Raw genomic sequence first — 21,655 nt, 5'->3', positions numbered from 1 at the left:
CTAAATGGCAAACCCGACAAAGGCGAAAGATCCGGCAGAAGCGGCTCTGTCCGCGGTTGAAGAGGCTCTGAAACTCGATTTCGGTGGCCCCGAGACTGCGGAAACCAAGTCTGCTCCCGAGGCAAGTGCTGCGGCAGAAGCGGGCCCGGCCCGCAAACAGCTGGCAGACAAGGACAATGGGGCAAGCCGCGAGGAGCAGCGCCAATCGCGCCGTCGCGGCCGTGGCGGACGCCCGCCCGCGGCAAACGACGATCGCCGAAACATCGGAAATCTGATCTACGCTTTGCAGCGTCGTCCCTCGTCGGCTCCGTTCTGGGGGGCCCTCGCCCTCAGCGCGGTTTGGGCTGCACTCGGAATTAGCCTCTTCATGTCGGCATTTTCCGACAAGGTAGCCACGCTAGATACGCAGGCTCTGATTGGTTCGCCAGAGATGATCCTGGCGGCTGTCGGGATTGTCGTTCCGATCATCTTCTTCTTCATTATGGCGATGATGATCTGGCGCGCGCAGGAAATGCGCATCGTTGCGCGCGGCATGACCGAAGTCGCCCTTCGCCTGGCTGAGCCGGAAGACATGGCGAAGGAGTCCATTCTCAGTGTCGGCCAAGCCATCCGCCGGGAAGTTGCCGCGATGGGCGACGGCATCGAGCGCGCGATCGCCCGCGCCAGCGAGCTGGAAGTTCTGGTTCACAACGAAGTGTCGTCACTCGAACGCTCCTACAACGACAATGAACTCAAGATCCGCGCCTTGATCGATGAGCTGGTCAGCCAGCGTGAGTCCATCGTCATGAATGCCGAGCGCGTGCGTGAAACGATTGCCGGCGCCCACGAGAAGTTTTCTTCGAAGCTTTCCGATACATCCGGAGAACTCGGCACCACGGTCGATCAGGCGACCCAGCGCATGATCGACGCGGTGAACAACCGCGTTGAGGAACTGACATCAACGGTAGATTCCAGAATTGAGTCCCTCGGTGCCACGTTGAACGCGTCCGGCAATGAATTGGTAGACTCTCTCACGGTTCGTGCCGAAGACTACGTTTCCCGCCTGTCCACGACAGGCAGTGATCTTGTTGAAAATCTTGCCGAAACCGGCTCTTCCATGTGGGAAACACTCTCGGCTCGCGGCAACGAGGTAAACGAGCGCTTTGCCGAAACGGCCAACAACTTTGTTGAAACGCTTTCTAGCCGCAGCACCGAGATCAACGAAACGCTCACAACCTCCAGCACTTCGGTTGTCGAAACGCTCAGCACCAAAGCTGACGAATTCCGCTCCACGCTGGAAACCACCGGTGCAAGCGTTGGCGAGGTCATCACCCAGCGCGGCGAAGAAATCAACGCCAATCTGTCGCTGACCTCCGGACGCCTGATCGATACCATTACCTCCCGCACCGAAGAGCTTGTTACCACGGTTGATAGCCGCGTGAACAATCTCGACGAGTCTCTGGCGGAAACCGGTGCACGCGTCGTCGAAAGTATCTCCGAACGCGGTCAGACGGTTACCGATACCATCTCCATCCGTGGCGCGGAAATCGTCGAAACCCTCTCCAACCGCTCCACCGAGGTCGCTGAAATTCTTCGCGGCACCGGGGAAAGCATCGTGGTTGACCTGTCTCTTCGCGGTGGCGAAATCGCCGCCAAGCTGGACGAAACCGCGGGCACTCTTACGGAAACCATTTCCGTTCGCGGTGGAGAACTGGCTGAGAAGTTCGACTCCATCTCCGAGCGCATCTACAACGCCATTTCCATCAATGGTGCGGAACTTGACGAGCGTCTGGCGGCACGCAGCAACGAGATGGCAACCATTCTCGAGCAGCAGACCGTCGACTTCCGCGACACGCTTGAGGGTGTTTCCAGCCAGTTTGCCGCCGGCCTTGGCGAGCAGACGGGCGCTCTTACGCTCAAACTGGCCGAAACCGGAACACAGCTCGCCGAGCTCATCGGCAGCCGTGGCGACCGGGTCACCGGCGACATCAACGAGATCAGCGGCAAGATCGCCGAGACCCTGGAAGTTCGCGGTCAGGCTCTGCAGGACGGTCTGTCGACCCGCCTCACCGAACTGGAGACGATCGTCACCGATCGCGGCGGCCAGCTGATCGACGCATTCGACACAAAGACGCTTCTCCTGTCCGAAGCGCTCGATTCTCGCCTGTCCACGCTCGACACCACCTTCGCGGCACGGATCGATGCAATGGACGCCTCGCTTGGCGACCGCATTACCACCATGGACACGTCCCTGGACCAGAAATATGCGGCCATCGATGCGACCTTGAACGATCGCATCAGCACGATGGATACCTCGCTGGAGCAGCGTTTCTCAGCAATCGACGCCACAATGAGCGACCGTATCGCCAATATGGATACGTCGCTGGAAAGCCGCCTGGCTTCCATGGATTCCTCGCTCGAAACCAGGCTCTCCTCCATGGATGCCACGTTGAGCGAACGCATTGCCACGATGGACACGTCCCTGGAGAACCGGTTCTCAACGGTCGACGCGACCCTGACCGATCGCATCGCGACCATGGACACCACTCTGGAGAGCCGCCTCGCCTCCGCCGACACCACGTTGAGCGAGCGCGTTTCCACGCTGGACACCACGCTGGAAAGCCGCTTTGCGGCCATGGATGCAACGCTCGAAGGCAGGGTTGCCTCGATGGATGCATCCATGGGCGAGCGCATTTCCACCATGGATGCCTCGCTCGGAAGCCACATCAACACTCTCGATCTAACGCTGGATCAGCGCACTGCCTCCTTCGAGGCAACGCTCGAAGCACGCACGCAAATCCTTGCCGATGCCATCGAGAACCGCACCACCGGCATCAGCGAAGCGCTGGAAGAAAAGACCCGCAATATCACGGACGTTCTCGCCGACCGGTCCGACTCGATCACCCTCCAGCTCGGCCAGCGGATCGAAGCGGCCGGCAACACGCTTGCGGATCGTGCGGAAGAGATCGGTCAGACACTTTCGACCCGTGTCGACGGTGCGGCCACCTCCATGGCGGAAAAAGCGGAACTTCTGTCTGCTTCCATGACCAGCGGCACCGACCGCATCGACGAAACCCTCGATGCCCGTGCCCGTCAGATTTCCGAAACACTGATCACCAGAACCAAGGAAATCGCCAAGGCGTTTGTGGAAGGTCAGGACGAAATGACCGCCGCCCTCGACAACCGCCTTGCGGAAGCCGGCAACGTTCTTGGCAAGCAAAGCGAACAGCTGACGGACTCCCTGTCCGAACGCATTGCCGAAATCAACGTTTCACTCGGCGCGAAGGTGTTCGAGGTTGCCGAAACACTCGACAGCCGCGCAACTCAGCTCGAAACCCTGCTCAATGAGCGTCTGGAAAGCATTTCCGGCACTCTGACCGGTGAGAGCGAACGCGCACGCGATATCCTGACAGCCGTCATTTCCGAGGCTGGGGCTACGCTCTCCGGCGAAAGCACACGTCTGCGTGACGTTGTTCAGGAAGCGGTGACCGCAGCCGTTCAGACCTTGTCTGACGAGCGGACCAGAACCGTTGAAATCGTCGATGTCGCTCTCAGCCAGGCTACGGAGAAACTCTCCGGTGAAGGCGACCGTATGCGCCAGATCGTTCTCGGCTCTGTTGGCGAGGCGCGTGGCGTCCTGGTCGGTGAAAGCCAAAAGGCGGCAGAAGCAGTCAGCTCTGCAATGCAGCAGGCCACGGGCACGCTCAACGACGAAAGCGGCAAGATCCGCGATCTCGTCCTGTCCGCAGTTGGCGATGCAGCGCGCGCCATGGCCGCCGAAAGTGAAAATGCCCGCGCACTATACGCTGGCACGCTTGCAGAATTCACCGGCTCTCTGACCGGTGAAAGCGAAAAAGTCCGCAACGATCTCTCCGGTCTGATCGCCGAGATTTCCGGCAACCTGTCCGCGGAAAGTGAGCAGGCCCGCATGACGCTGGCCAAGACCCTGGAAGAAATCCGCGGTCAGATGTCAAGCGAAGCGGGAATGGTCCGTGCGCGGGTCAACAGCGCCGTGACGGAGGCAGCCGACCTTCTGGTTGGCCGTGGCAACGAGGTTGCCAACGAACTCCTGTCGAAAGCGAACTCGCTGAACGAAGCATTTGGTGCCCGCTCCGGCGAACTGGCAAAGCTTGTTGGAACAGATGGCAACGAGCTAATCAGCGCCATCGAAACACGCGCCAACGATCTGACCGGACGCCTTTCCGAGGTCCACGGGGCGATCCTGGAAGCAATCACGGTCAAGGGCCGCGATGTCACCGAGACATTCGCTCATACAGGCCTCGATGCGACACGCTCGCTTGTTGAGGCAGGCGACCGGATCGTTGCAAGCATCAATGAACGCAGCGACCAGGCAACCACCCTGCTCAGCGACACCAAGCGCCGTCTTGAGGCTGACGTTACCGAGATCCTCAACAAGATCGAGGACTCCAACGCCAACCTTCAGGGCATCGTCTCTGCGGCCGGTGAAAACCTCACCGAGGTTGAAGGTAATCTGGCACGTCGTGCCGGCGAGTTCCGCTCGGCGGTCGACCGCGCAGTTACCGAAACCAACGCAACCACGACGCTGATCACCGAGCAGGTCGGAAACCTGCGGGACGTCACTTCGACAACCCTAGCGGACGTTCAGAACCTGACCGGTCGCTTCAACGATCAATCCGAAGAACTGACCAGAGCGGCACGGCACCTGGAAGACACCAACCGTACCGTCGAAAGCCGGGTCACCGAACGCCGTTCGGCGATCGAGGAAGTCGCCGATACGCTTCTGGCGAAAACGGAAGCCGTCGACACGCTCATGCGCTCCTTCACGCAGACCCTGTCGGAGACGCTGGAAACAGCCGACGACAAGGCCCGCGATGCGGCAACCATGCTGAGCGCTGCGGCGGAAGCTGCGTCCAAGCAGGTTTCCGAGCAGTTTGAATCCATGCGCCTGACAGCGGGTATGGAAGGCCAGAAGGCGCGTGACGCCATTCGGTCGGCTCAGGACGACATCATTGCGGAAATGAGCCGCACGGTTACCGACGCCTCTGACCGCTTCAATGATGCTGCAACCCGCATGCGCGACGTTGCCCGCGATGTTCACCGTGAACTGGAGGCAACCCGCAACGAACTGAAGCAAGGCGTTCTCAACCTGCCGGACGAAGCGGAAGAATCTTCCGCGGCACTGCGCAAGGTGGTGAACGAGCAGATCCGGGCCCTTTCGGAACTGTCGGACATTGTTGCCAAGCAGTCCAATTCTCTGGACATCTCCCGCCCGCAGGCACAAACAGCAACCGCCAACGTCGCTCCGGCTCCTCAGCCTCAGCCGACTCCGGCAGCAAGTTTTGCCCCCGCCGCCCCTGCCCGTCAGCAGGCGCCGGCGGCAGAACCTCGCCCGGCCGTCAACCGTCCGATGGAGACCCGCCGTGCCCAGCCGCAGCAGGCTGACAATGGCAGCTCCAGGGGCAAGGGCTGGGTTGCAGACCTGCTGCGCCGCGCCTCCAGCGATGACGACGCCAGCAGCGATACGGAGCCGGCACGGACACCGCTTCAGACAGTCGAAAGTCTGAATTCCCTGTCTGTCGACATCGCCCGTGCTATCGACCACGAGACCTTCATCGACCTGTGGAACCGGTACCGGAATGGCGAACGCCACGTGTTCACCCGCCGTCTCTACACCCTTCAGGGCCAGCAGACCTTTGACGAGATCCGTCAGAAATATGCCCGTGACCCTGAATTCCGCACGGCCGTCGAGCGCTATGTCGCAGACTTCGAGCAGCTTCTGGCTCAGGTCTCTCGTAACGACCGCGACAACATGCTGGGTCAGACCTATCTCACCTCTGACACCGGCAAGGTCTACACGATGCTTGCCCATGCCAGCGGACGCCTGGACTAAGGTATGAAACAGAATACAAAAGGCGGCCTCAGGGCCGCCTTTTTTGTTTCCGGGAAGGAGATAGGCCAGTGACTTTCGGCGACGACCAGCGCCCACCAAAAGCATTCAAATCTGCCAGCTGAGACCACTTTCGGTGCTAGCTACCGTTTTCTTCTGAAGAATTAGCCAGATTGTTCCGAATTCTCTGAGCCACCGCCAGGAAGTCCGAAATCTCTTCCTCGCCAAGGCCTTGAAGCATCTTGCGCTCGACAGCGAGCAATTTCGGCGCCAGGTCCTCATAGACTGCCCTGCCCTCATCCGACAGCTGCAACAAGAAACTCCGCCCATCAGCGCTGTTTGCCTCGCGCATGAGGAAACCGCGTTCTTCCATCCGCTTCACTGCCCGGCTTACCACGACTTTGTCCATACTGGACCGGGCGACGATTTCGGTTGCCTGCAATCCACCGGATGCCGCACCGAGGATGGCCATGGTCCGCCACTCCGCAGGCATCATGCCATAATCGCGTTGATAGACTTCAGACAAGGCGTTGGTGACGTCCGTGTAAAACACGCGCACCCGATACGGAAAAAACTTCTCAAGCACAAAATCTGTCCTCTGGCGATCCCCATTCTCCGGCGGCCGATCCCCATTGGCAGCGACATGGTTATCCGGTGTGTTCAGCTTACTCATGAAATCTCAGCTTGCTTCTTTTGGGTTACATGGTGATTTTAAGATTGACTTAGTTTCATATGCAACTATTTTCGTAAAAATATTCAAAGAACCGGATGAAACAGGCGTCGATCTGCGTTCAGACGGTGAACGGGAGGAATAAACTGTGAAATCCTTGAAGCGTCTTTCCATCTTCGCGGGGCTGACGGCAACCGCCCTGACCACCATGATTGCAAGCGCGACCGCTGATGAGCTGGTGTTGTCATCCTGGCTGCCACCGAAGCATCCGATCGTGACCGATGTCATGCAGCCTTGGGCCGAGCAGGTTGCCGAGGCGACAGAGGGCCGCGTCACCGTACGCATCCTGCCGAAGCCGCTCGGACCACCTCCTGCGCACTATGACCTTGCAGCCGACGGTGTCGCCGACATCACTTACGGTCTTCACTCCTTTACCAAGGATGACCGCTTCCTGCGCTCTCGCATTGGCCAGTTCTCCTTCATTGCCGACAATGCGACGGATGGCTCCAAGGCTTACTGGGAAGTGTATGGCGGGAAGCTGGACGCACAAGGCGAGCATCAGGGCACCAAGCTCCTCGGCCTTTGGATCCACGGTCCGGGCATGTTCCACAACAACCAGCGCAAGATCGAAAATCCGGAAGACTTCTCCGGCCTGAAGATCCGCACGCCTGGCGGCTACATTGCCGACTTGTCCCAGGACCTCGGCATTACCACCCAGTTCATGGGGCCGGGCGAAGTGTATGAAAAGCTCTCCCGCGGAGTGATTGACGGCGTGACATTCCCGATGGAAGCGCTCCAGGCCTTCAAACTCACAGACTATATCAAATACTCCATGGAAGTTCCGGGCGGCATCTACAACACCTCCTGGTTCATGGTGATGAACGAAGACATCTGGGACGGCCTTTCGGCTGAAGACCAGGCTGCAATCGAAAAAGTTTCCGGCGCGGCTCTGGCCGAACTGGCAGGCAGCGTCTGGGACGCCTCCGATGCCCGCGGTGCGGAATACATCGCCGACAAGGAAGTCGAGGTCTACGACGCCCCTGCTCCGGTTCTTGACAAGATCAAGGAACTTGCGGCCAAGCATGAAGGCACCTGGGCAGACGCGGTCAAGGAGACCGGCTTCGACGGCGCTGCGGCCCTTTCCGACATGCGTGCACAAACCGGCGTCAAGCACTGATCATGACGCCTGGCGCTCAAACACCAGCTCCGGGCCGGATCGCCAAGATCCGGCGTGGAGCGACCTTTCTGCTCGGTCTCGCCTGTCTGCTGGTGCTGGCCGCAATGATCGGGCTCACCTGTGTGGATGTCGTTGCCCGCTACCTCTTCAACAGCCCGGTGAGTGGCGCCTACGAACTGACGCAGCTTCTGCTGGCATCTCTGATCTTTCTGGCTCTGCCACTGACAACCGCGGCCGGCGAACATATTGAAGTTGAGTTGCTCGACGGATTGAAAAGCGTCCTGCTGAAGAGACTTGGCACCATTGCAGCCGGTGTTACCACGGTCGCCGTGTTCGCCATTGTCTCCCTGGAGCTGATGGAACACGCCGAAAAGCTGCAACGCCGCGAGCAGGTAACCGACTCCCTGTCGATCCCGCTCTATCTGATCGGCTGGCTGGGAGCTGCTTCATTCGCGATTTCGGCCGTAGCGGCCATTTTCTGGTCCCTCAAACGTTTCCAAAAGAAGGCCTGACGCGTGCTGGAAGCTCTGATTGGTTTTGTCGCGCTCTTTGCGCTTGTGCTGCTGCGTGTTCCGATCGCAATAGCAATGATCATAATCGGCACCGTTGGCTTTGCGGCTCTGCGCAACTGGAACGCCGCTCTGAACCTGCTCGGCAACGCCGCCTTTGACACCGGCCTGTCCTATACGCTGTCGGTCATTCCGCTCTTCATCCTCATGGGCAACCTGCTGACTATTTCCGGTGTCAGCCAATCTCTGTTTTCCACTGCCCACCGGATGTTGCACCGAATGCGTGGCGGACTTGCCATGGCCTCGATCGTCGCCTGTGGCGGATTTTCCGCCGTCTGCGGCTCGTCTCTTGCGACCGCTGCAACCATGTCCAAGGTCGCAATGCCGTCCATGCGCAAGGCAGGCTACGCCGACAGCCTGGCGACCGGTTCGATTGCCGCCGGCGGCACGCTTGGCATTCTGATCCCGCCAAGTGTCATTCTGATTATCTATGGACTGCTGACCGAGGCCGACATCGGCAAGCTGTTCATCGCCGGTATCATTCCAGGCCTCCTCGGGGTGCTGTTCTACCTTGCCGCCGTCTATGTAACAGTGTTGCTCAAGCCCGGCCTGGCACCGTCGGAACATGAAGATATCCCGCTGGAGAAGAAAGATCTCTGGGGTGTCCTGGCGGTTGTCGGTCTGTTTGCCATCATCATGATCGGTATCTATGGTGGTTTCTTCACCCCGACCGAAGCTGCAGCAATCGGAGCTGCGACGGCGCTCGTGATCGCGTTTGCATCCGGTGGCCTGTCCTGGGAAAAGCTCTTTACAGCCGGTCTCAACTGCGCCCGGACAACCGCGATGATCTTCGCAATCATCATCGGCGCGGAGGTCTTTTCCAACTTCATCAGCTATGCCGGTGTGCCCGATGCCCTGTTGACCTTCGTTCAGTCCCTGGACGTCAATGCCTATGTGGTAATGCTGGTACTGGTCCTGATCTATGTCGTACTGGGCGCCGTTCTGGAAAGCCTTTCGATGATCCTGCTGACCGTGCCGGTCTTCTTCCCGCTGGTGACCTCTCTGGATTTCGGCACAGGTATCCTGAGCGATCCTGACATGGTTCTGATCTGGTTTGGGATCGTCGTGGTGGTGGTCACGGAAATCAGCCTGATCTCCCCGCCCATCGGCCTGAACGTTTTCGTTCTGCGCTCGGTTCTGACCGACGTGCCCCTCAGAACCATGTTCTCAGGCATCGTGCCCTTCTGGATCGCCGACATCTTCCGTCTGGCCCTGCTGATCGCGGTTCCGGCGCTGTCTCTGATACTGATCTAGAAAAGAAACGTCAGACGTTCTGGATCGTCCAGGCGGCCATTTCGGCAAACACTCTGTCGGCTGAGGCGTTCATCGCCTCGACCGCCTTGTCCACGGAAGCACTTCCGGCGGGCGTCGAGGCGCGGAACACTTTCGTTGCCACTGTCCGCCCGTTGCGGTCATTGACGATCCGCGCGGAGATCTCGACCACACCGCGGTTGGCCCCGCCCACCTGCAGCTCAAATGCGCGGATTTCCGTCTGCAGCTGATAGTCGATCAGCAGCCCGTCTCCGGGCAAGCCGACACCGCGTAGCCGGCCGGTATTCTGCAGGGTCTCCTGAAGCTTGGCCTGAACCACGTTGGGCAACGTGTCTGCCCACGCAGATTTGGGGAAATAGCTGTAGACGGGTCCCTGATCGACCACGGCGATATAGCTCGTGTCGAGGGCCTTCAGCGCCCGCGGTGGTGCCACCAGAACCTGCACCCGGCTGGAGCGCCCGGCCGCGCCGGACAGATCCGCGGCCGTCAGGCTGTAATAGGCTGAGGGCGTATTGCTGGCACAACCTGCGACAAGCGCACCGAGCCCGAGAGCGCTCAGGACGCTCCTGCGGGTCATGCTTGTGGTTGCCTTCTTCATACGCCCCTGCCCCTGAAACTCATCTATGTCACCGCCGCCGTCCGCCGGAATAGGTCGGTACGTCCTCACCACCGAAGATCACCCGATTCGGGCTGCGTTCAAAACTTTCCACTGCCCGTTGAACAGATACAAGTGTGCGGTTGAACTGTGAAAGTGCGGCGGCGAAGTCAGCTGAGCCTTGTGTCGCGAACTTGGAAAGACCGCCGGCGATGGAATCTGCCCGGCTTTCGAAGGCAACCGCCACCTTGCGGATTGCCTGTGCCGCAAGCGTTGCCTCCTTGATCAGACCTTCGCCATCGCCATCCACCATGGTCGAGACTTTTTCGATCAGACTTTCGACCCTGACAGACGTCGCATTGAGCGTTGCCGTCATCTGCTTGGCATCGGTAATGATCTGGTCGACATCCGGCGTGCGCTTGGAAAGGTTTTCCGTCATCTGCTGAACGTTGTCGGCCGCCTTTCGTGCGCTTTGCAGGATGGCCGGAATACCGTCCTGCTGATTGGCCAGACCGGAAGCTGCCGATTCGACAGAACCGACGATGTTGGCGACCTTTTCCGGATCAACCGCCTTGAGGAGATTGTCAGCTGTTTCCAGCGTCGTCGCGAACCGTTCGGCTGCCGCCTGAACATCCGTGATCAGCGCTGCAATGCGGTCATCCTGTCCGCGCACGGTTGCCGAAACGGCCTCGAAATTCTGAACCGTGGACTTGGTCGACGCGATGATTTCGTTGATCTGGCTTTGCTGATTTCTCAGGTTGTCGATGATGATTGCAACATTGTCGACCGCACCGCCGACGGTTTGTGGGTCGACACTCGCCAGGAACTCGTCCACACGCAGCAGCGAGACATTCAGGCCTTGCGTAAACGCATTGACCGAAGCAACAACTTGCTCGATCTGGATGGGATCGATCGCAGCGGCAATTTCAACGCCGCGGCTCATGATGGCGTCCACCTTGAGCACGACTTCACGCCCGCCTTCCAGAATATCGGAAATCGCGCCTTCCCGCTCTTGAACGGTCTCTACGATATCGTTGACATTCTGCATCGTTTCGCTGGTTGCGGTAATCAGCTTGTTGATGTCATCGGTACGCTTCTGCAGCACTTCTCCCAGAGCAGCAGCGCCCTTCATCACTTCCTGAACCTCTTCCGGCTTGACCGCCTGGACGATGGTCTGAACGTGGCCAAGCCCCTCATTCAGCTTCTTGGTGAATGTTTCAAGCTCCTTGGCGGCATTCTGGGCATCTGCCATCAGGAGGTCGATATCCTTGCTGGCATCACCGAGGCTGGCGGAAAACTTCTGCAGATCATCCACAATCGCAGTGACTTTGTCCGACGGCACCGCAGCCAGCAACCGTTCTCCCTGGTCAACCAGTTTCTCAAGACGTCCGGACAGGCTGGAGAACGCCTCGGAGGCCTTGCCGATGCTTGCCATGAAGTCTTTCACGCCATCGGAATTGGCAGCCAGCGCTGCGGAAAAGGTCTCTACGTTGCTGATGGTTTTGGTGATGACCGGACCGTTGTCCTTCAAAAGGTCATCAATCGTCTTCATCGTCGAATCCGCGCGTTTCAGAACATCGCGCGCTCCGTCAACAATGTCATCAAAGAATGACCGTTCCGCGTAGATAACCGGAACCTTGCCATCAGCGTCTTGCGTCAGCAGCAGCGGCGAAGACGATGTACCGCCGGACAGGTCAACATATGCAATACCTGTCAGGCCGGTGAAATTCAGCGTGGCCTTGGTGTCTTTGCGAATAGGCGTCGTCGGTTTGATGCCAACCGTCGCAACCACCTTGGTCGGGTCATCCTTGGCGAAATCGAGGGATTTCACATCTCCGACCTTGATACCATTGAAGAGAACCTGGCCGCCCACCGGCAGTCCCGTAACCGGGCCTGGGTAAATGATCCTGAGCGGAACATTCTGCCGGGATTCAGCTGTTGCTGCTTTCCAATAGACGAACCCGAACGCAGCAGCCAAAACGGCAACCATAAAGGAACCGATCAGAATGTAATTCGCGCGGGTTTCCATTCAGTCCAACCTATACTCGGCGCAACGCTCGTTTACCCCTGAAATACTCTTTAATCCAGGGATCATCATTTTTCATCATATCGTCCAGTGTCCCGATGGCTTGAACACGTTTATGCCCAAGAACTGCAATGCGATCGCAGATGGAATGCAGACTATCGAGATCATGCGTGACCATATAGACGGTCAATCCGAGCGTTGAGCTCAAATTTTCGATCAGCGAATCGAAGGCGGCCGCCCCGATCGGATCCAATCCCGAGGTAGGCTCGTCCAGAAACACTAAATCCGGGTCCAGCGCAAGAGCACGCGCCAGACTGGCGCGTTTGACCATGCCTCCCGACAATTCTGACGGCAACTTGTCCGCCGCGTCCTGGGGAAGGCCTACAAGCTCGAGCTTCAGCGTCGCCAGCTCGTCCATCAGCTGCGGGGACAACTTCAAATGCTCGCGCATCGGAACCTGGATGTTTTGCTTCACCGAAAGCGATGAAAACAAGGCGCCCTGCTGGAAGAGAACACCCCAGCGACGTTCGATGGCTGTTCGCTCCATGGGTGTTGCCGTCGACAGGTCATGCCCGAACACCGATATGGTACCTGCCCGCTTCGGTGTCAGACCCAATATGGTCCTCATCAGAACCGATTTTCCCATGCCCGAACCGCCGACGAACCCGAGCACCTCGCCCCGGCGAACATCAAGATCGAGATCCTGCAGAACAATCTTGTTGCCGAAGCCGACTGTGACACCTCGAACGGAAAGAACATTCTCTGCTCCTTCTGCGGTCGACACCAGCTTTGTCGGTTGTTCTGCGGCATCTGTCAGCATCATGAACTCGATTAAATCCCGATGGCCGCAAAGAAAACGGCAAAGAATCCGTCAACGACAATAACAAGGAAAATAGCTTTTACGACAGACATTGTGGTGTGTCGGCCAAGTGACTCAGAAGAACCACCAACTTTCAAACCTTCCACGCATGCAATCAGGCCGACAATCAAGGCCATGAAAGGCGCCTTTACGATGCCGACGGCAAGCGTTCCGTTGGTGATGGCCAACTGGAGCTGAGTGAGAAAGGCGGTCGGTGGAATATCGAGATAAATCCAGGTGACAAGGCCTGAACCAAATAGGGCAGACATATCCGCTATGAATGTCAGAATTGGCAAGGCAATCATCAGCGCGAGGATCCGCGGCAGGACTAAAACTTCCGTTACACTCAGGCCGATAACGTGGAGCGCATCCACCTCTTCCTGCATGCGCATAGCGCCCAATTCGGCAGTGAACGCCGATCCCGACCGGCCGGCCACCATGATCGCTGTCAGAATGACACCAATCTCACGCAGGATAAGGATCCCGGCCAGATCGACCACATAAATATCAACACCGAACTGTTTGAGATAAAATCCCCCCTGCTGGGAAATGATCGCGCCGATCAGAAAACTCATCAAGGCGACGATCGGCACCGCACCTATACAGCTGCGGTCGAACTGGACGGCTATCGAGATGCTGCGAAGCCGCGCAGGCTTAAACAGCACCGTCGCGAGAACAAGCCCGAGCGAGCCGAGAATATGCAGCATCGCCAGACCGTCCTTGTAGACGTCGACCATCTGACGGCCTGTATCTTCCAGAAACCCGACGATGGAAAAACCGCCTCGCTCAGGTTTCCAGCTTGGAGGGTGGTGTCTTTCGATTTCGTCGAACAGTGTCTGGCGAACCGGCGACACGCCCGAAAGTCCCACCTTGCGCCCTTCGAATTCCAACCGCCCGCGGGTACGGTGAATCAACCAGGCACCGCTGGTGTCCAGATGTTCGATCCTGGACACGTCAATGCAGGTCAGTCCCTCCTTGGAGAGATTCAGATTGGCGATCTCGTTTTCGGCATCGCCGATTGTGCTGACCGTCCAGTCTCCCGAGAGGGCGAGGAACTGATGATTGGAACCATCGGTCTCCAGATGCATCTCCGGTGCAATGTTTTTTTCCAAGAATGCCATTCCGGATGGCTGCCCTCTTGCCGCTTGTTCTACAACCCTCGTATACCTGAAGGAGAAGATTAACGTCCAGCAGCCACTTGAAAGCTTTGTCCATGGAAATAGCCCGTCCTTATCTTTTGTTCCTCGGTGACGTTCCCGATGCCCTTGCTGCCAAAACCGCCATTGGCATTGTCGATTGGCGCAAGGACTGGTGTATTGGCCAGGTCCGTCTTCCAGGTTGCGTGGCCGACACAGGCTCGACCGACATGACAATTTCAGAAGGCGCGACGGCCGGCGCAAAGACGCTGATCATCGGTGCGGTGAATGCAGGTGGCCGATTGCCGGACCACTGGATTGCCTCCATCGTCGAGGCGCTTGAAGCGGGCCTCGATGTCGCCTCCGGACTGCATGTTCGCCTTTCCGATTTTCCGGAGATCCGGGAAGCTGCCGAAAGGCACGGCCGGCAACTCCACGACGTTCGTCACAACACCATGACCTTTGCCACCGGCAAGGGCACGAAGCGCAGCGGCAAACGCATTCTGGCTGTCGGCACAGATTGCTCCGTGGGCAAGAAATACACCGCTCTTGCCATGGATAAGTCCATGAATGAGCGCGGATACAAGAGTTCCTTCTGCGCCACCGGCCAGACCGGCGTCTTCATCTCCGGTCGTGGCGTCGCTCTCGACGCGGTGATTGCGGACTTCATTTCCGGCGCCGCAGAGTGGCTGTCGCCGGCAACGGAGGAAGACCACTGGCAGATCATCGAAGGTCAGGGGTCGCTGTTTCACCCGTCCTTCGCCGGGGTCACTCTGGGACTGCTGCATGGCTCTCAGCCGGACGGCTTCATCGTTTGCCATGAGCCGACCCGCACAGCCATGCGCGGCGTAGACACTCCGCTGCCGACAATCCAGCAGGTCATCGACATGACCATCGAATGCGGCAAGCTCTCCAATCCCGAAATCCGCTGTGTCGGCATTGCCGTAAACACGGCTGCGCTCGACGATGATGAGGCGCTTGCCTACCTGGCGAAGGTCGGTGAAAAGCACGGTCTGCCGGCAACCGATCCTGTCCGTTACGGGATGGACGTAATTGTTGATAAAGTCTCTGCGGAGTTCGGTGCACCATGACTATCACCGTCGACATTGCCTCCGAGCGATTCGAAATCGCCGGTGGATTTACAATTTCCCGAGGCTCTCGAACCCACGCACAGGTCGTCGTCGTCTCCATTTCCGACGGCACTCACAGGGGCAGAGGCGAATGCGTCCCCTACCCGCGCTATGGTGAAACGCTGGAAAGCGTACAGACCCAGATCGAGGAAATCACCCCCCTGCTGAAAGAGGGACTGTCCCGGCAGGCGCTTCTGAAAGCCATGCCGGCGGGCGCTGCCCGCAATGCGGTTGATTGCGCGCTTTGGGACCTGGAAGCAAAGCAATCGGGAAAACGGGCCGCGGAAATTGCCGAACTTGGCACGCTCAAGCCCGTCACGTCAGCTTTCACCATCAGCGTCGGCACGCCGGAGGTGATGGCGGAGAAAACACGCGCGGCAGCTCACCGGCCACTCCTGAAGATCAAACTGGCAGGCCCGGGCGATGACGAACGGATAACCGCTGTAAGACAATCCGCGCCCAACAGCACGCTGATCATCGACGCCAACGAAGCCTGGGACGAAAGCTGCTTTGAAAAGAACATGGCAGCTTGCAAGGCAGCTGGTGTTGAACTCATCGAACAGCCCTTGCCGTCCAGCGCGGACGGTCTGCTTGCGGAAATCAAGCGCCCGGTAACGATCTGCGCGGATGAAAGCCTTCATCCGGGCAAAAGCCTCGACGGGCTCGGTGAGAAATACGACGCCGTCAACATCAAGTTGGACAAGGCCGGCGGTCTAACGGAAGCGTTGAAACTCTTCAACGAGGCTCGCGCTGCCGACTTCAAGGTCATGGTCGGCTGCATGCTGGGAACTTCGCTGGCGATGGCACCGGCAGTCCTGATTGCGCAGCAGGCCGACTATGTTGATCTCGACGGCCCTTTGCTGCTGGCTGAGGACCGTACGCCTGGGCTTAAGTTCGAAGGCAGCATTTTGTATCCGCCGGAACCATCGCTCTGGGGCTAGGCGAAAGCTCCCTTGAAGAGGGGTCGATCAGGCAACGGCATCCATGCGCTGGCGCACAAGCGGCGTCAGCGCGATCATGGCAACGACACCGACAACGGATGCCGCTGCCATCAGGTAGAACGGTGCATTCGGATCGGTATCGAAAAGTGCGCCGGAAATGCTCAGACCAATCGCCATCTGTATGCCGATAGATGTGGCAAGCAGTCCCTGCCCGGTTCCCGCCCAGCGACTTGGGACAACTTTCGCCAATATGGCGACGGCCCCTAGGTGAGACGCACCGAACGTCAGTCCGTGCAGCAACTGAAGCGCAGCCATGGAAACAAACGTGTCGGCGAACGGGAACAATCCCCATCGGACGATGGCAGCGAGACCTGCAACAATCAGAAATATCGGCGGATCGAAGCGCAGCGCCAACTTTCCGGCAATCGTGAAAAGGGCGATTTCCGCGACCACGCCTGTCGCCCACAACACTCCAATGGAAAAATCCGGGACGTCCATCGCCTGCCAGTAGATCGTGCCGAAGCCATAAAACGCGGCATGCGTGGCCTGAAAAAGGCCGAGAACGGCCAAAACCGGCCAGAACCAGACGCTCTTGAACGGCACGTCCGCTTCCCCGGCGGCTGACTGTGCATGCGCGTCATCTCTCTTCTGACGCGGCAAAGACATGGCCACCGCCCCGGTTGCCAGGGCCGCTGCTGCGATCAGCACAAGGATGATCCAGGACGAGGTTGCGGCGGCAAGAGTTCCGCCGATGAGGTTGGCGGCCACGAAACCTGCCGATCCCCAAAGCCGCATTCGGGCATAATCGGCACCGGTATTCCGGTTCACATCCAGCGCGTAAGCATCGCTGAGTGGCAGCACGGGCGCCTTGATGACCATGTAACCAATCACCGATATCGTGACGACGACAAGGCCGCCCGGCAATGAAAACAACGCAATGAAGGCAGCTCCGATCAGCGAGTAGACCAGGATGCATAACCTGCGTTGGCCCGTTCTATCGGCAATGTTCGAAAAGACCGGGCTGGCTGCGATCCGGGCAATTGTCCCTGCCCCCAGAATGAAGCCGATCTCGGCGGCACTCAATCCACGGGTTTCCAGAACCACGGGAAAAAACGGCAGGAAGAGACCAAAGCCGAAAAAGTGGCAGGCAAAGAGCGCTGCGACCCGGAAACTGAGATTGGAAGACAATTTTGTCATTGGATCTTTGGCAAGGCATGAGCCTCAAGGAATGTTAACGATTTTGATCTTACCCTTGAGGAGAAGTTGTTCGTGTTACGGCAACTAACGACCCTTAGGCAAGTTGAGAATTGCGTCCATATGAAAGCGGAAGCAGTACAGGAAGAGCCAGGACTGATCGGCGAAGTCGAATATCAGACGCTCGAACAGACCCTGATGGAATCCGATCGCGGGCGTCGGTTTCTGAAGGAATTCCTGAATCGCCACAAGACTCCGGAAACAACGGAAATTCTGACTGCGATTCACCGGTTGGAAAAAGTCGTTACACGGCAGCGCAAGGTGCCGGATCTTGACAAGATCCGCCTGGATATTGCCGAGATGCACGAGGCGATTGAGCGCACCAAGGCCGAGATTGCGAATATCAAGGCCGAAGGCGAGGAAAGCAACCGCTTCATGGATGCCTCGCACGAGCTCGATGCCATCGTTACTCAGACTGAAGGTGCCACCCAGTCGATCCTGGAGGCTGCAGAGCAGATCCAGGAAAAAGCCTGGGTACTTCGTGAAAACGGAGCGGATGACGCGGCGTGCGATGACATCGACGCCAAGGCCACTGAAATTTTCATGGCCTGCTCCTTCCAGGATCTGACCGGTCAACGCACCAACAAGGTTGTTCAGGTACTGCGCTATCTGGAAAGCCGCATCAATCTGATGATCAATATCTGGGGAATTGAAGAGCTGGAGGGTGACGAGACGTCGGGTCCAGTGGACAGCCGCCCGGATGCTCACCTCCTCAACGGACCGCAGCTTGAAGGAAGCGGTGTTTGCCAGAACAGTGTCGACGAACTGATGTCCGTCAGCAACGACGTGTTCGACGCTGCCATGGAAGAAACCGGCGGCGACACGTCCTTCGAGTCGATCGCTGCTTCGGACACCGCCACACAGGCAAGCGAAGTTGACGTCGATGCCATCATGGCAGGCGGATCGGATGTGGACGCCATCATGGCCAGCGACGCTGATGTGGATGCAATCATGGCCGGCGGCGACGAACCGATGGACGCAGCTGCCATTGACGACATGTTCGCCTCTTCTCCATCGTTTGACACCGAAGAAGCTGCGCCAGTCGAGGAAGACGACTTTGCAGCAGCGGATCCCGAAGCCACACTGGATGAGGCAGCGATCGAAAAACTGTTCGACAACGAAGTTGAAGCGGTTGCTGAAGAGGCAGATGCCGATGCTGCATGGGAAATGACCGAGGAAACGGCGGTCGATGAAGGCGCGGACCCGCTTCAGCAGCTGTCCGAAGCAGAGCGGCAGGCGCTCTTCAACTGATCCTTCTGCATCAAATCCAGAAACGACAAAGGGCGTTGCCAGACGGTAACGCCTTTTTTGTGTCTCAGAACATTCTACCAGCGCCAACAGATACCTGCAGAACTCCCTCAATGAAAAAGCGCGCCTCAAAGGGCGCGCTTCATCATGTTTTCCAATGCCAATCGAAATTGCCGCTCTTTAAGCGGCGTTGACCTTGCGGAAAAACCGGTTCGCTTCCTCACCCAGCCGATCCGCCTGGTCTTTGAGCGAACTGGACATGTCCTGGATAGAACCGACCGTGCCTTCAACGCTATCCACCGATCCACGAACGGCAGAGATCTCATCCGTGAAGGCCTGCGTTCCCTGCGCTGCTATCTGAACGTTCGAGGAAATCTCCGCCGTTGCCGAAGACTGCTGTTCGACTGCGGAGGCGATGCTTGTCGCGATTTCCGACAGCGCGTTGATCGTCGAGGTTATGCCCTCGATATCCTGCACCGATTCCCGGGTCGCCTGCTGAATGCTGGCGATCTGGTCCGTGATTTCTTCGGTCGCCTTGGTTGTCTGGCTCGCCAGTTCCTTGACCTCTGCCGCAACAACGGCAAAGCCCTTGCCCATCTCGCCTGCACGCGCAGCCTCAATAGTAGCGTTGAGAGCCAGCAGGTTGGTCTGTTCTGCAATGTCCGAAATCAACCCGATCACCGAACCGACCTGATCGGCAAACCCGGCCAGCTTGGTCACAGATTCGTTGGTGCTTTGAGCGCCCTCCACGGCCTTTTGAGCCATTTCACGAGACTGCCCAGCCTGGCGCCCGATTTCAGTGATGGAGGCCGACATTTCTTCTGTAGCAGTTGCACTTGACTGAACACCGCTGGCCGTTTCGGCAGAAGAGGCGTCCATCTTGTACATACGCTCACCGATGGCCACAGTTTCCTGCTTCAGGCTTGTCGATGACGTTTCAAGGTTTTCAGAAGCCGTGCCCAGAGCACCGACCGCACTTCCGAGTGCGCCCTCGAAGTTGGCAATCGCCTCTTTCAGTTGCTCTTCCCGCTCGACGGCATCGGCAACCATTTTCTCGTGGTAGGTGGAGATCGCGAGATCCATGTCCAGCATTACCAGCTTGGTCACGACGTTGACAGCATTTGTACGTTTGCCCGCGCTCATGAAGCGTCGCTTCATAAGCACATGCGTGAGATGCGTCAGCGCAAAGGAATATCCACCGATGTACCAACTCGGGTCCAGACCGATCCGCACGTGAGCAAGCCCGATGCGTTCCGATCGCTCAAGGTAGTTTTCATTGGGCCCATCGAAAAAAAGTGTTTTCCAGTGCGCCAACTGGGCCGCAACCAGGCGAGTCTGCTGCTCACCGACAAGTGCCGCCAGATGCGGGACCGTGTTCACATGAGCATAAAAGGCTTTGAGGATTTCCGGCAGCTCGTTCTCGATCACCGGCCACAATGACCGGGCCAGGGCACGGTCGTCATTTGAGAGCCGTAAGAATTTCAGGCGCTCGTTCAAATTGTTCTTTTGCATTTCAGCCCATAACTCCAATGAAATGCACATCAATTGAAGAACAACAAGCACACAACCTGCATCAACATATTATTGTTTCTAGACGCATGCGTATATACCTGCCATCCGCACTATACTTGCCGCCCAGGAGCAAATTTGACGCAACGTCCGGTTAAAAATACGACTGTCGACAAAGACACGTCTTCAAGTATTTCGAACTTGGACAGCTTCAACTTACTCTTCAAGTACAAAGACAAGAAATTTCACCATTTTCAGATGAAAGTGACTTCCAAAAGGAAGTTTCATGTCTTGATCACCGCAGTAATCGCAGTGGTGCTAATGGTGAGTTAACGGCCGAGCGCCTTTTGCAGCATCTGTGGATCGATATTGCCCCCAGTCAGCACCAGGCCGATGGTTTTGTTCTTCACAGGCAACTTTCCCGAAAGCACAGCCGCAAGCGCGGCAGCGCCGCCGGGCTCCACGACAAGCTTCAACTCGGTGAACGCAAACGCAACTGCGTTCAACACCTCCTCATCCGAAACGGTCACACCTTCAGCGGCGAGTTGACGCAGGATGGAAAATCCGATCTCGCCCGGAGTTTCTGACAACAACGCGTCGCAGATCGATCCGGACTTGGCAGCATTGGACAGCAGTGCACCGGCTTCCAAGGAACGCTTGTAATCGTCAAACAATTCCGGCTCGACGGTGTGAAAGCGTGTGGAGGGTGACTTGAACGCGAGAGCCAGCGCGATCCCGCTTGAAAGGCCGCCACCGCCGGTGCAGGCCAGGACATCGTCAAACTGCACCCCAAGCTCTTCAGCCTGACGTGCCATTTCCAGACCAACGGTCCCCTGCCCTGCAATGACTGCCGGGTCATTGAATGGGTGCACGAAAGTGGCGCCGGTTTCCGCGCAGAGTCGCGCTGCAATCGCTTCCCTGTCTTCGTTTTCCCGATCGTAGGTCACGACCTTGGCGCCGAATGCTCGTGTGCGCTCCAGCTTGATGACCGGTGCGTCCGCAGGCATCACGATGGTTGCCGGTATGCCGAGCAGCTGCGCACTTGCCGCCACGCCCTGGGCATGATTGCCGGAGGAGCAGGCCACCACTCCGTTTGGACGCACGGGGTCGGCAATCTGGCTCAGACAGTTGAAAGCTCCACGGAACTTGAAAGAACCACTCCGTTGGAGACATTCCGGCTTGATGAAGACCTGCGTGCCGGCGCGCTCATCCAGTGCAGGATGACGAAGGAGCGGTGTTACGACGGCTTCACCTTGAATGCGGCTTGCGGCGGCCTCGATATCTTCGATGGAAACCACTTTCCCCGAATAGGCTTTCGCTTCGCTCTGGTCCGGCTGGATCTCTACACCTGTCATCGACACACACCTTGAGAATTGATCTGTGCACTGATGACTAAAGAGAAACAGCTTCCAACTCAATGT

15 protein-coding genes are annotated in these 21,655 nt (G+C 57.9%); 7 read left to right on the top strand and 8 right to left on the bottom strand.

All coding sequences use genetic code 11. The features are described from left to right. Positions 1 to 4: 4 nt before the first annotated feature. The gene (locus ABLQ08_RS18295; protein WP_352944903.1) at positions 5 to 5,851 is read left to right on the top strand and encodes an antitoxin; all 5,847 of its coding nucleotides are present in this window, start codon (positions 5 to 7) and stop codon (positions 5,849 to 5,851) included. A gap of 136 nt (positions 5,852 to 5,987) precedes the next feature. Here ABLQ08_RS18295 and ABLQ08_RS18290 read toward each other — a convergent pair whose 3' ends face one another. Continuing rightward, positions 5,988 to 6,521 carry a MarR family winged helix-turn-helix transcriptional regulator gene (locus ABLQ08_RS18290; protein ID WP_352944901.1) on the bottom strand — a complete coding sequence of 178 codons (534 nt, stop codon included), beginning with the start codon at positions 6,519 to 6,521 and terminating at the stop codon, positions 5,988 to 5,990. Positions 6,522 to 6,666: 145 nt separating this feature from the next. Between ABLQ08_RS18290 and ABLQ08_RS18285 the strand changes: the two genes are divergently transcribed. Genes ABLQ08_RS18285 through ABLQ08_RS18275 form a run of 3 tightly spaced genes read left to right on the top strand, consistent with a single transcriptional unit; the run spans position 6,667 to position 9,518 of the window. Further along, entirely contained in the window at positions 6,667 to 7,695 is a 1,029-nt protein-coding gene (locus ABLQ08_RS18285) for a TRAP transporter substrate-binding protein (protein WP_352944899.1), read from the top strand. Positions 7,696 to 7,697: 2 nt separating this feature from the next. Beyond that, positions 7,698 to 8,207 (top strand): TRAP transporter small permease, encoded by a 510-nt coding sequence (locus tag ABLQ08_RS18280; protein WP_352944898.1) that lies wholly within the window; start codon positions 7,698 to 7,700, stop codon positions 8,205 to 8,207. 3 nt (positions 8,208 to 8,210) lie between these two features. After that, positions 8,211 to 9,518: a TRAP transporter large permease gene (locus tag ABLQ08_RS18275; RefSeq protein WP_352944896.1), complete on the top strand. Its 1,308-nt coding sequence runs from the start codon at positions 8,211 to 8,213 to the stop codon at positions 9,516 to 9,518. A 10-nt stretch (positions 9,519 to 9,528) separates the two neighbouring features. On the opposite strand, the gene ABLQ08_RS18270 is transcribed toward ABLQ08_RS18275, so the two are convergent. Genes ABLQ08_RS18270 through ABLQ08_RS18255 form a run of 4 tightly spaced genes read right to left on the bottom strand, consistent with a single transcriptional unit; the run spans position 9,529 to position 14,137 of the window. Then, positions 9,529 to 10,134 carry an ABC-type transport auxiliary lipoprotein family protein gene (locus ABLQ08_RS18270; RefSeq protein ID WP_352944895.1) on the bottom strand — a complete coding sequence of 202 codons (606 nt, stop codon included), beginning with the start codon at positions 10,132 to 10,134 and terminating at the stop codon, positions 9,529 to 9,531. A gap of 28 nt (positions 10,135 to 10,162) precedes the next feature. Beyond that, positions 10,163 to 12,160 (bottom strand): MlaD family protein, encoded by a 1,998-nt coding sequence (locus ABLQ08_RS18265; RefSeq protein ID WP_352944893.1) that lies wholly within the window; start codon positions 12,158 to 12,160, stop codon positions 10,163 to 10,165. Positions 12,161 to 12,170: 10 nt separating this feature from the next. Then, positions 12,171 to 12,980, bottom strand: a complete 810-nt coding sequence (locus ABLQ08_RS18260) for an ABC transporter ATP-binding protein (protein WP_352944891.1) — start codon at positions 12,978 to 12,980, stop codon at positions 12,171 to 12,173. An 8-nt stretch (positions 12,981 to 12,988) separates the two neighbouring features. Further along, a complete protein-coding gene (locus ABLQ08_RS18255; RefSeq protein WP_352944889.1) occupies positions 12,989 to 14,137 on the bottom strand; it encodes an ABC transporter permease in 1,149 nt (382 codons plus the stop codon). A 92-nt stretch (positions 14,138 to 14,229) separates the two neighbouring features. Between ABLQ08_RS18255 and dgcN the strand changes: the two genes are divergently transcribed. Continuing rightward, positions 14,230 to 15,243, top strand: a complete 1,014-nt coding sequence (gene dgcN, locus ABLQ08_RS18250) for an N-acetyltransferase DgcN (RefSeq protein WP_352944887.1) — start codon at positions 14,230 to 14,232, stop codon at positions 15,241 to 15,243. Continuing rightward, on the top strand, positions 15,240 to 16,223 hold the full coding sequence (dgcA, locus tag ABLQ08_RS18245) for an N-acetyl-D-Glu racemase DgcA (protein WP_352944885.1): 984 nt from the start codon (positions 15,240 to 15,242) through the stop codon (positions 16,221 to 16,223). The genes dgcN and dgcA overlap by 4 nt, the downstream gene beginning before the upstream one ends. A 27-nt stretch (positions 16,224 to 16,250) precedes the next feature. Here dgcA and ABLQ08_RS18240 read toward each other — a convergent pair whose 3' ends face one another. Then, positions 16,251 to 17,420, bottom strand: coding sequence for an MFS transporter (locus ABLQ08_RS18240; RefSeq protein ID WP_352944883.1), 1,170 nt, complete (start codon positions 17,418 to 17,420; stop codon positions 16,251 to 16,253). Positions 17,421 to 17,540: 120 nt separating this feature from the next. Here ABLQ08_RS18240 and ABLQ08_RS18235 point away from each other — a divergent pair, with 120 nt between their 5' ends. After that, positions 17,541 to 18,728, top strand: coding sequence for a protein phosphatase CheZ (locus ABLQ08_RS18235; RefSeq protein WP_352944881.1), 1,188 nt, complete (start codon positions 17,541 to 17,543; stop codon positions 18,726 to 18,728). 177 nt (positions 18,729 to 18,905) lie between these two features. On the opposite strand, the gene ABLQ08_RS18230 is transcribed toward ABLQ08_RS18235, so the two are convergent. Beyond that, entirely contained in the window at positions 18,906 to 20,237 is a 1,332-nt protein-coding gene (locus ABLQ08_RS18230) for a globin-coupled sensor protein (protein ID WP_352944879.1), read from the bottom strand. Between the two features lie 326 nt (positions 20,238 to 20,563). Further along, positions 20,564 to 21,589 carry a threonine ammonia-lyase gene (locus tag ABLQ08_RS18225; protein WP_352944877.1) on the bottom strand — a complete coding sequence of 342 codons (1,026 nt, stop codon included), beginning with the start codon at positions 21,587 to 21,589 and terminating at the stop codon, positions 20,564 to 20,566. Positions 21,590 to 21,655 lie beyond the last annotated feature (66 nt).

It is taken from the genome of Roseibium sp. SCP14 (assembly GCF_040329475.1).
Classification (GTDB): domain Bacteria; phylum Pseudomonadota; class Alphaproteobacteria; order Rhizobiales; family Stappiaceae; genus Roseibium.
The sequence above is the reverse complement of the archived record's forward strand: the minus strand, read 5'-3'. Positions and strand labels throughout refer to the sequence as shown.

Bases quoted from the DNA above. Each gene is read 5' to 3' on its own strand.
- ABLQ08_RS18295 (WP_352944903.1), top strand. From the start codon at position 5: ATGGCAAACCCGACAAAGGCGAAAGATCCGGCAGAAGCGGCTCTGTCC.
- ABLQ08_RS18290 (WP_352944901.1), bottom strand. From the start codon at position 6,521: ATGAGTAAGCTGAACACACCGGATAACCATGTCGCTGCCAATGGGGAT.
- ABLQ08_RS18280 (WP_352944898.1), top strand. From the start codon at position 7,698: ATGACGCCTGGCGCTCAAACACCAGCTCCGGGCCGGATCGCCAAGATC.
- ABLQ08_RS18270 (WP_352944895.1), bottom strand. From the start codon at position 10,134: ATGAAGAAGGCAACCACAAGCATGACCCGCAGGAGCGTCCTGAGCGCT.
- ABLQ08_RS18265 (WP_352944893.1), bottom strand. From the start codon at position 12,160: ATGGAAACCCGCGCGAATTACATTCTGATCGGTTCCTTTATGGTTGCC.
- ABLQ08_RS18260 (WP_352944891.1), bottom strand. From the start codon at position 12,980: ATGATGCTGACAGATGCCGCAGAACAACCGACAAAGCTGGTGTCGACC.
- ABLQ08_RS18255 (WP_352944889.1), bottom strand. From the start codon at position 14,137: ATGGCATTCTTGGAAAAAAACATTGCACCGGAGATGCATCTGGAGACC.
- dgcN (WP_352944887.1), top strand. From the start codon at position 14,230: ATGGAAATAGCCCGTCCTTATCTTTTGTTCCTCGGTGACGTTCCCGAT.
- dgcA (WP_352944885.1), top strand. From the start codon at position 15,240: ATGACTATCACCGTCGACATTGCCTCCGAGCGATTCGAAATCGCCGGT.
- ABLQ08_RS18240 (WP_352944883.1), bottom strand. From the start codon at position 17,420: ATGACAAAATTGTCTTCCAATCTCAGTTTCCGGGTCGCAGCGCTCTTT.
- ABLQ08_RS18235 (WP_352944881.1), top strand. From the start codon at position 17,541: ATGAAAGCGGAAGCAGTACAGGAAGAGCCAGGACTGATCGGCGAAGTC.
- ABLQ08_RS18230 (WP_352944879.1), bottom strand. From the start codon at position 20,237: ATGCAAAAGAACAATTTGAACGAGCGCCTGAAATTCTTACGGCTCTCA.
- ABLQ08_RS18225 (WP_352944877.1), bottom strand. From the start codon at position 21,589: ATGACAGGTGTAGAGATCCAGCCGGACCAGAGCGAAGCGAAAGCCTAT.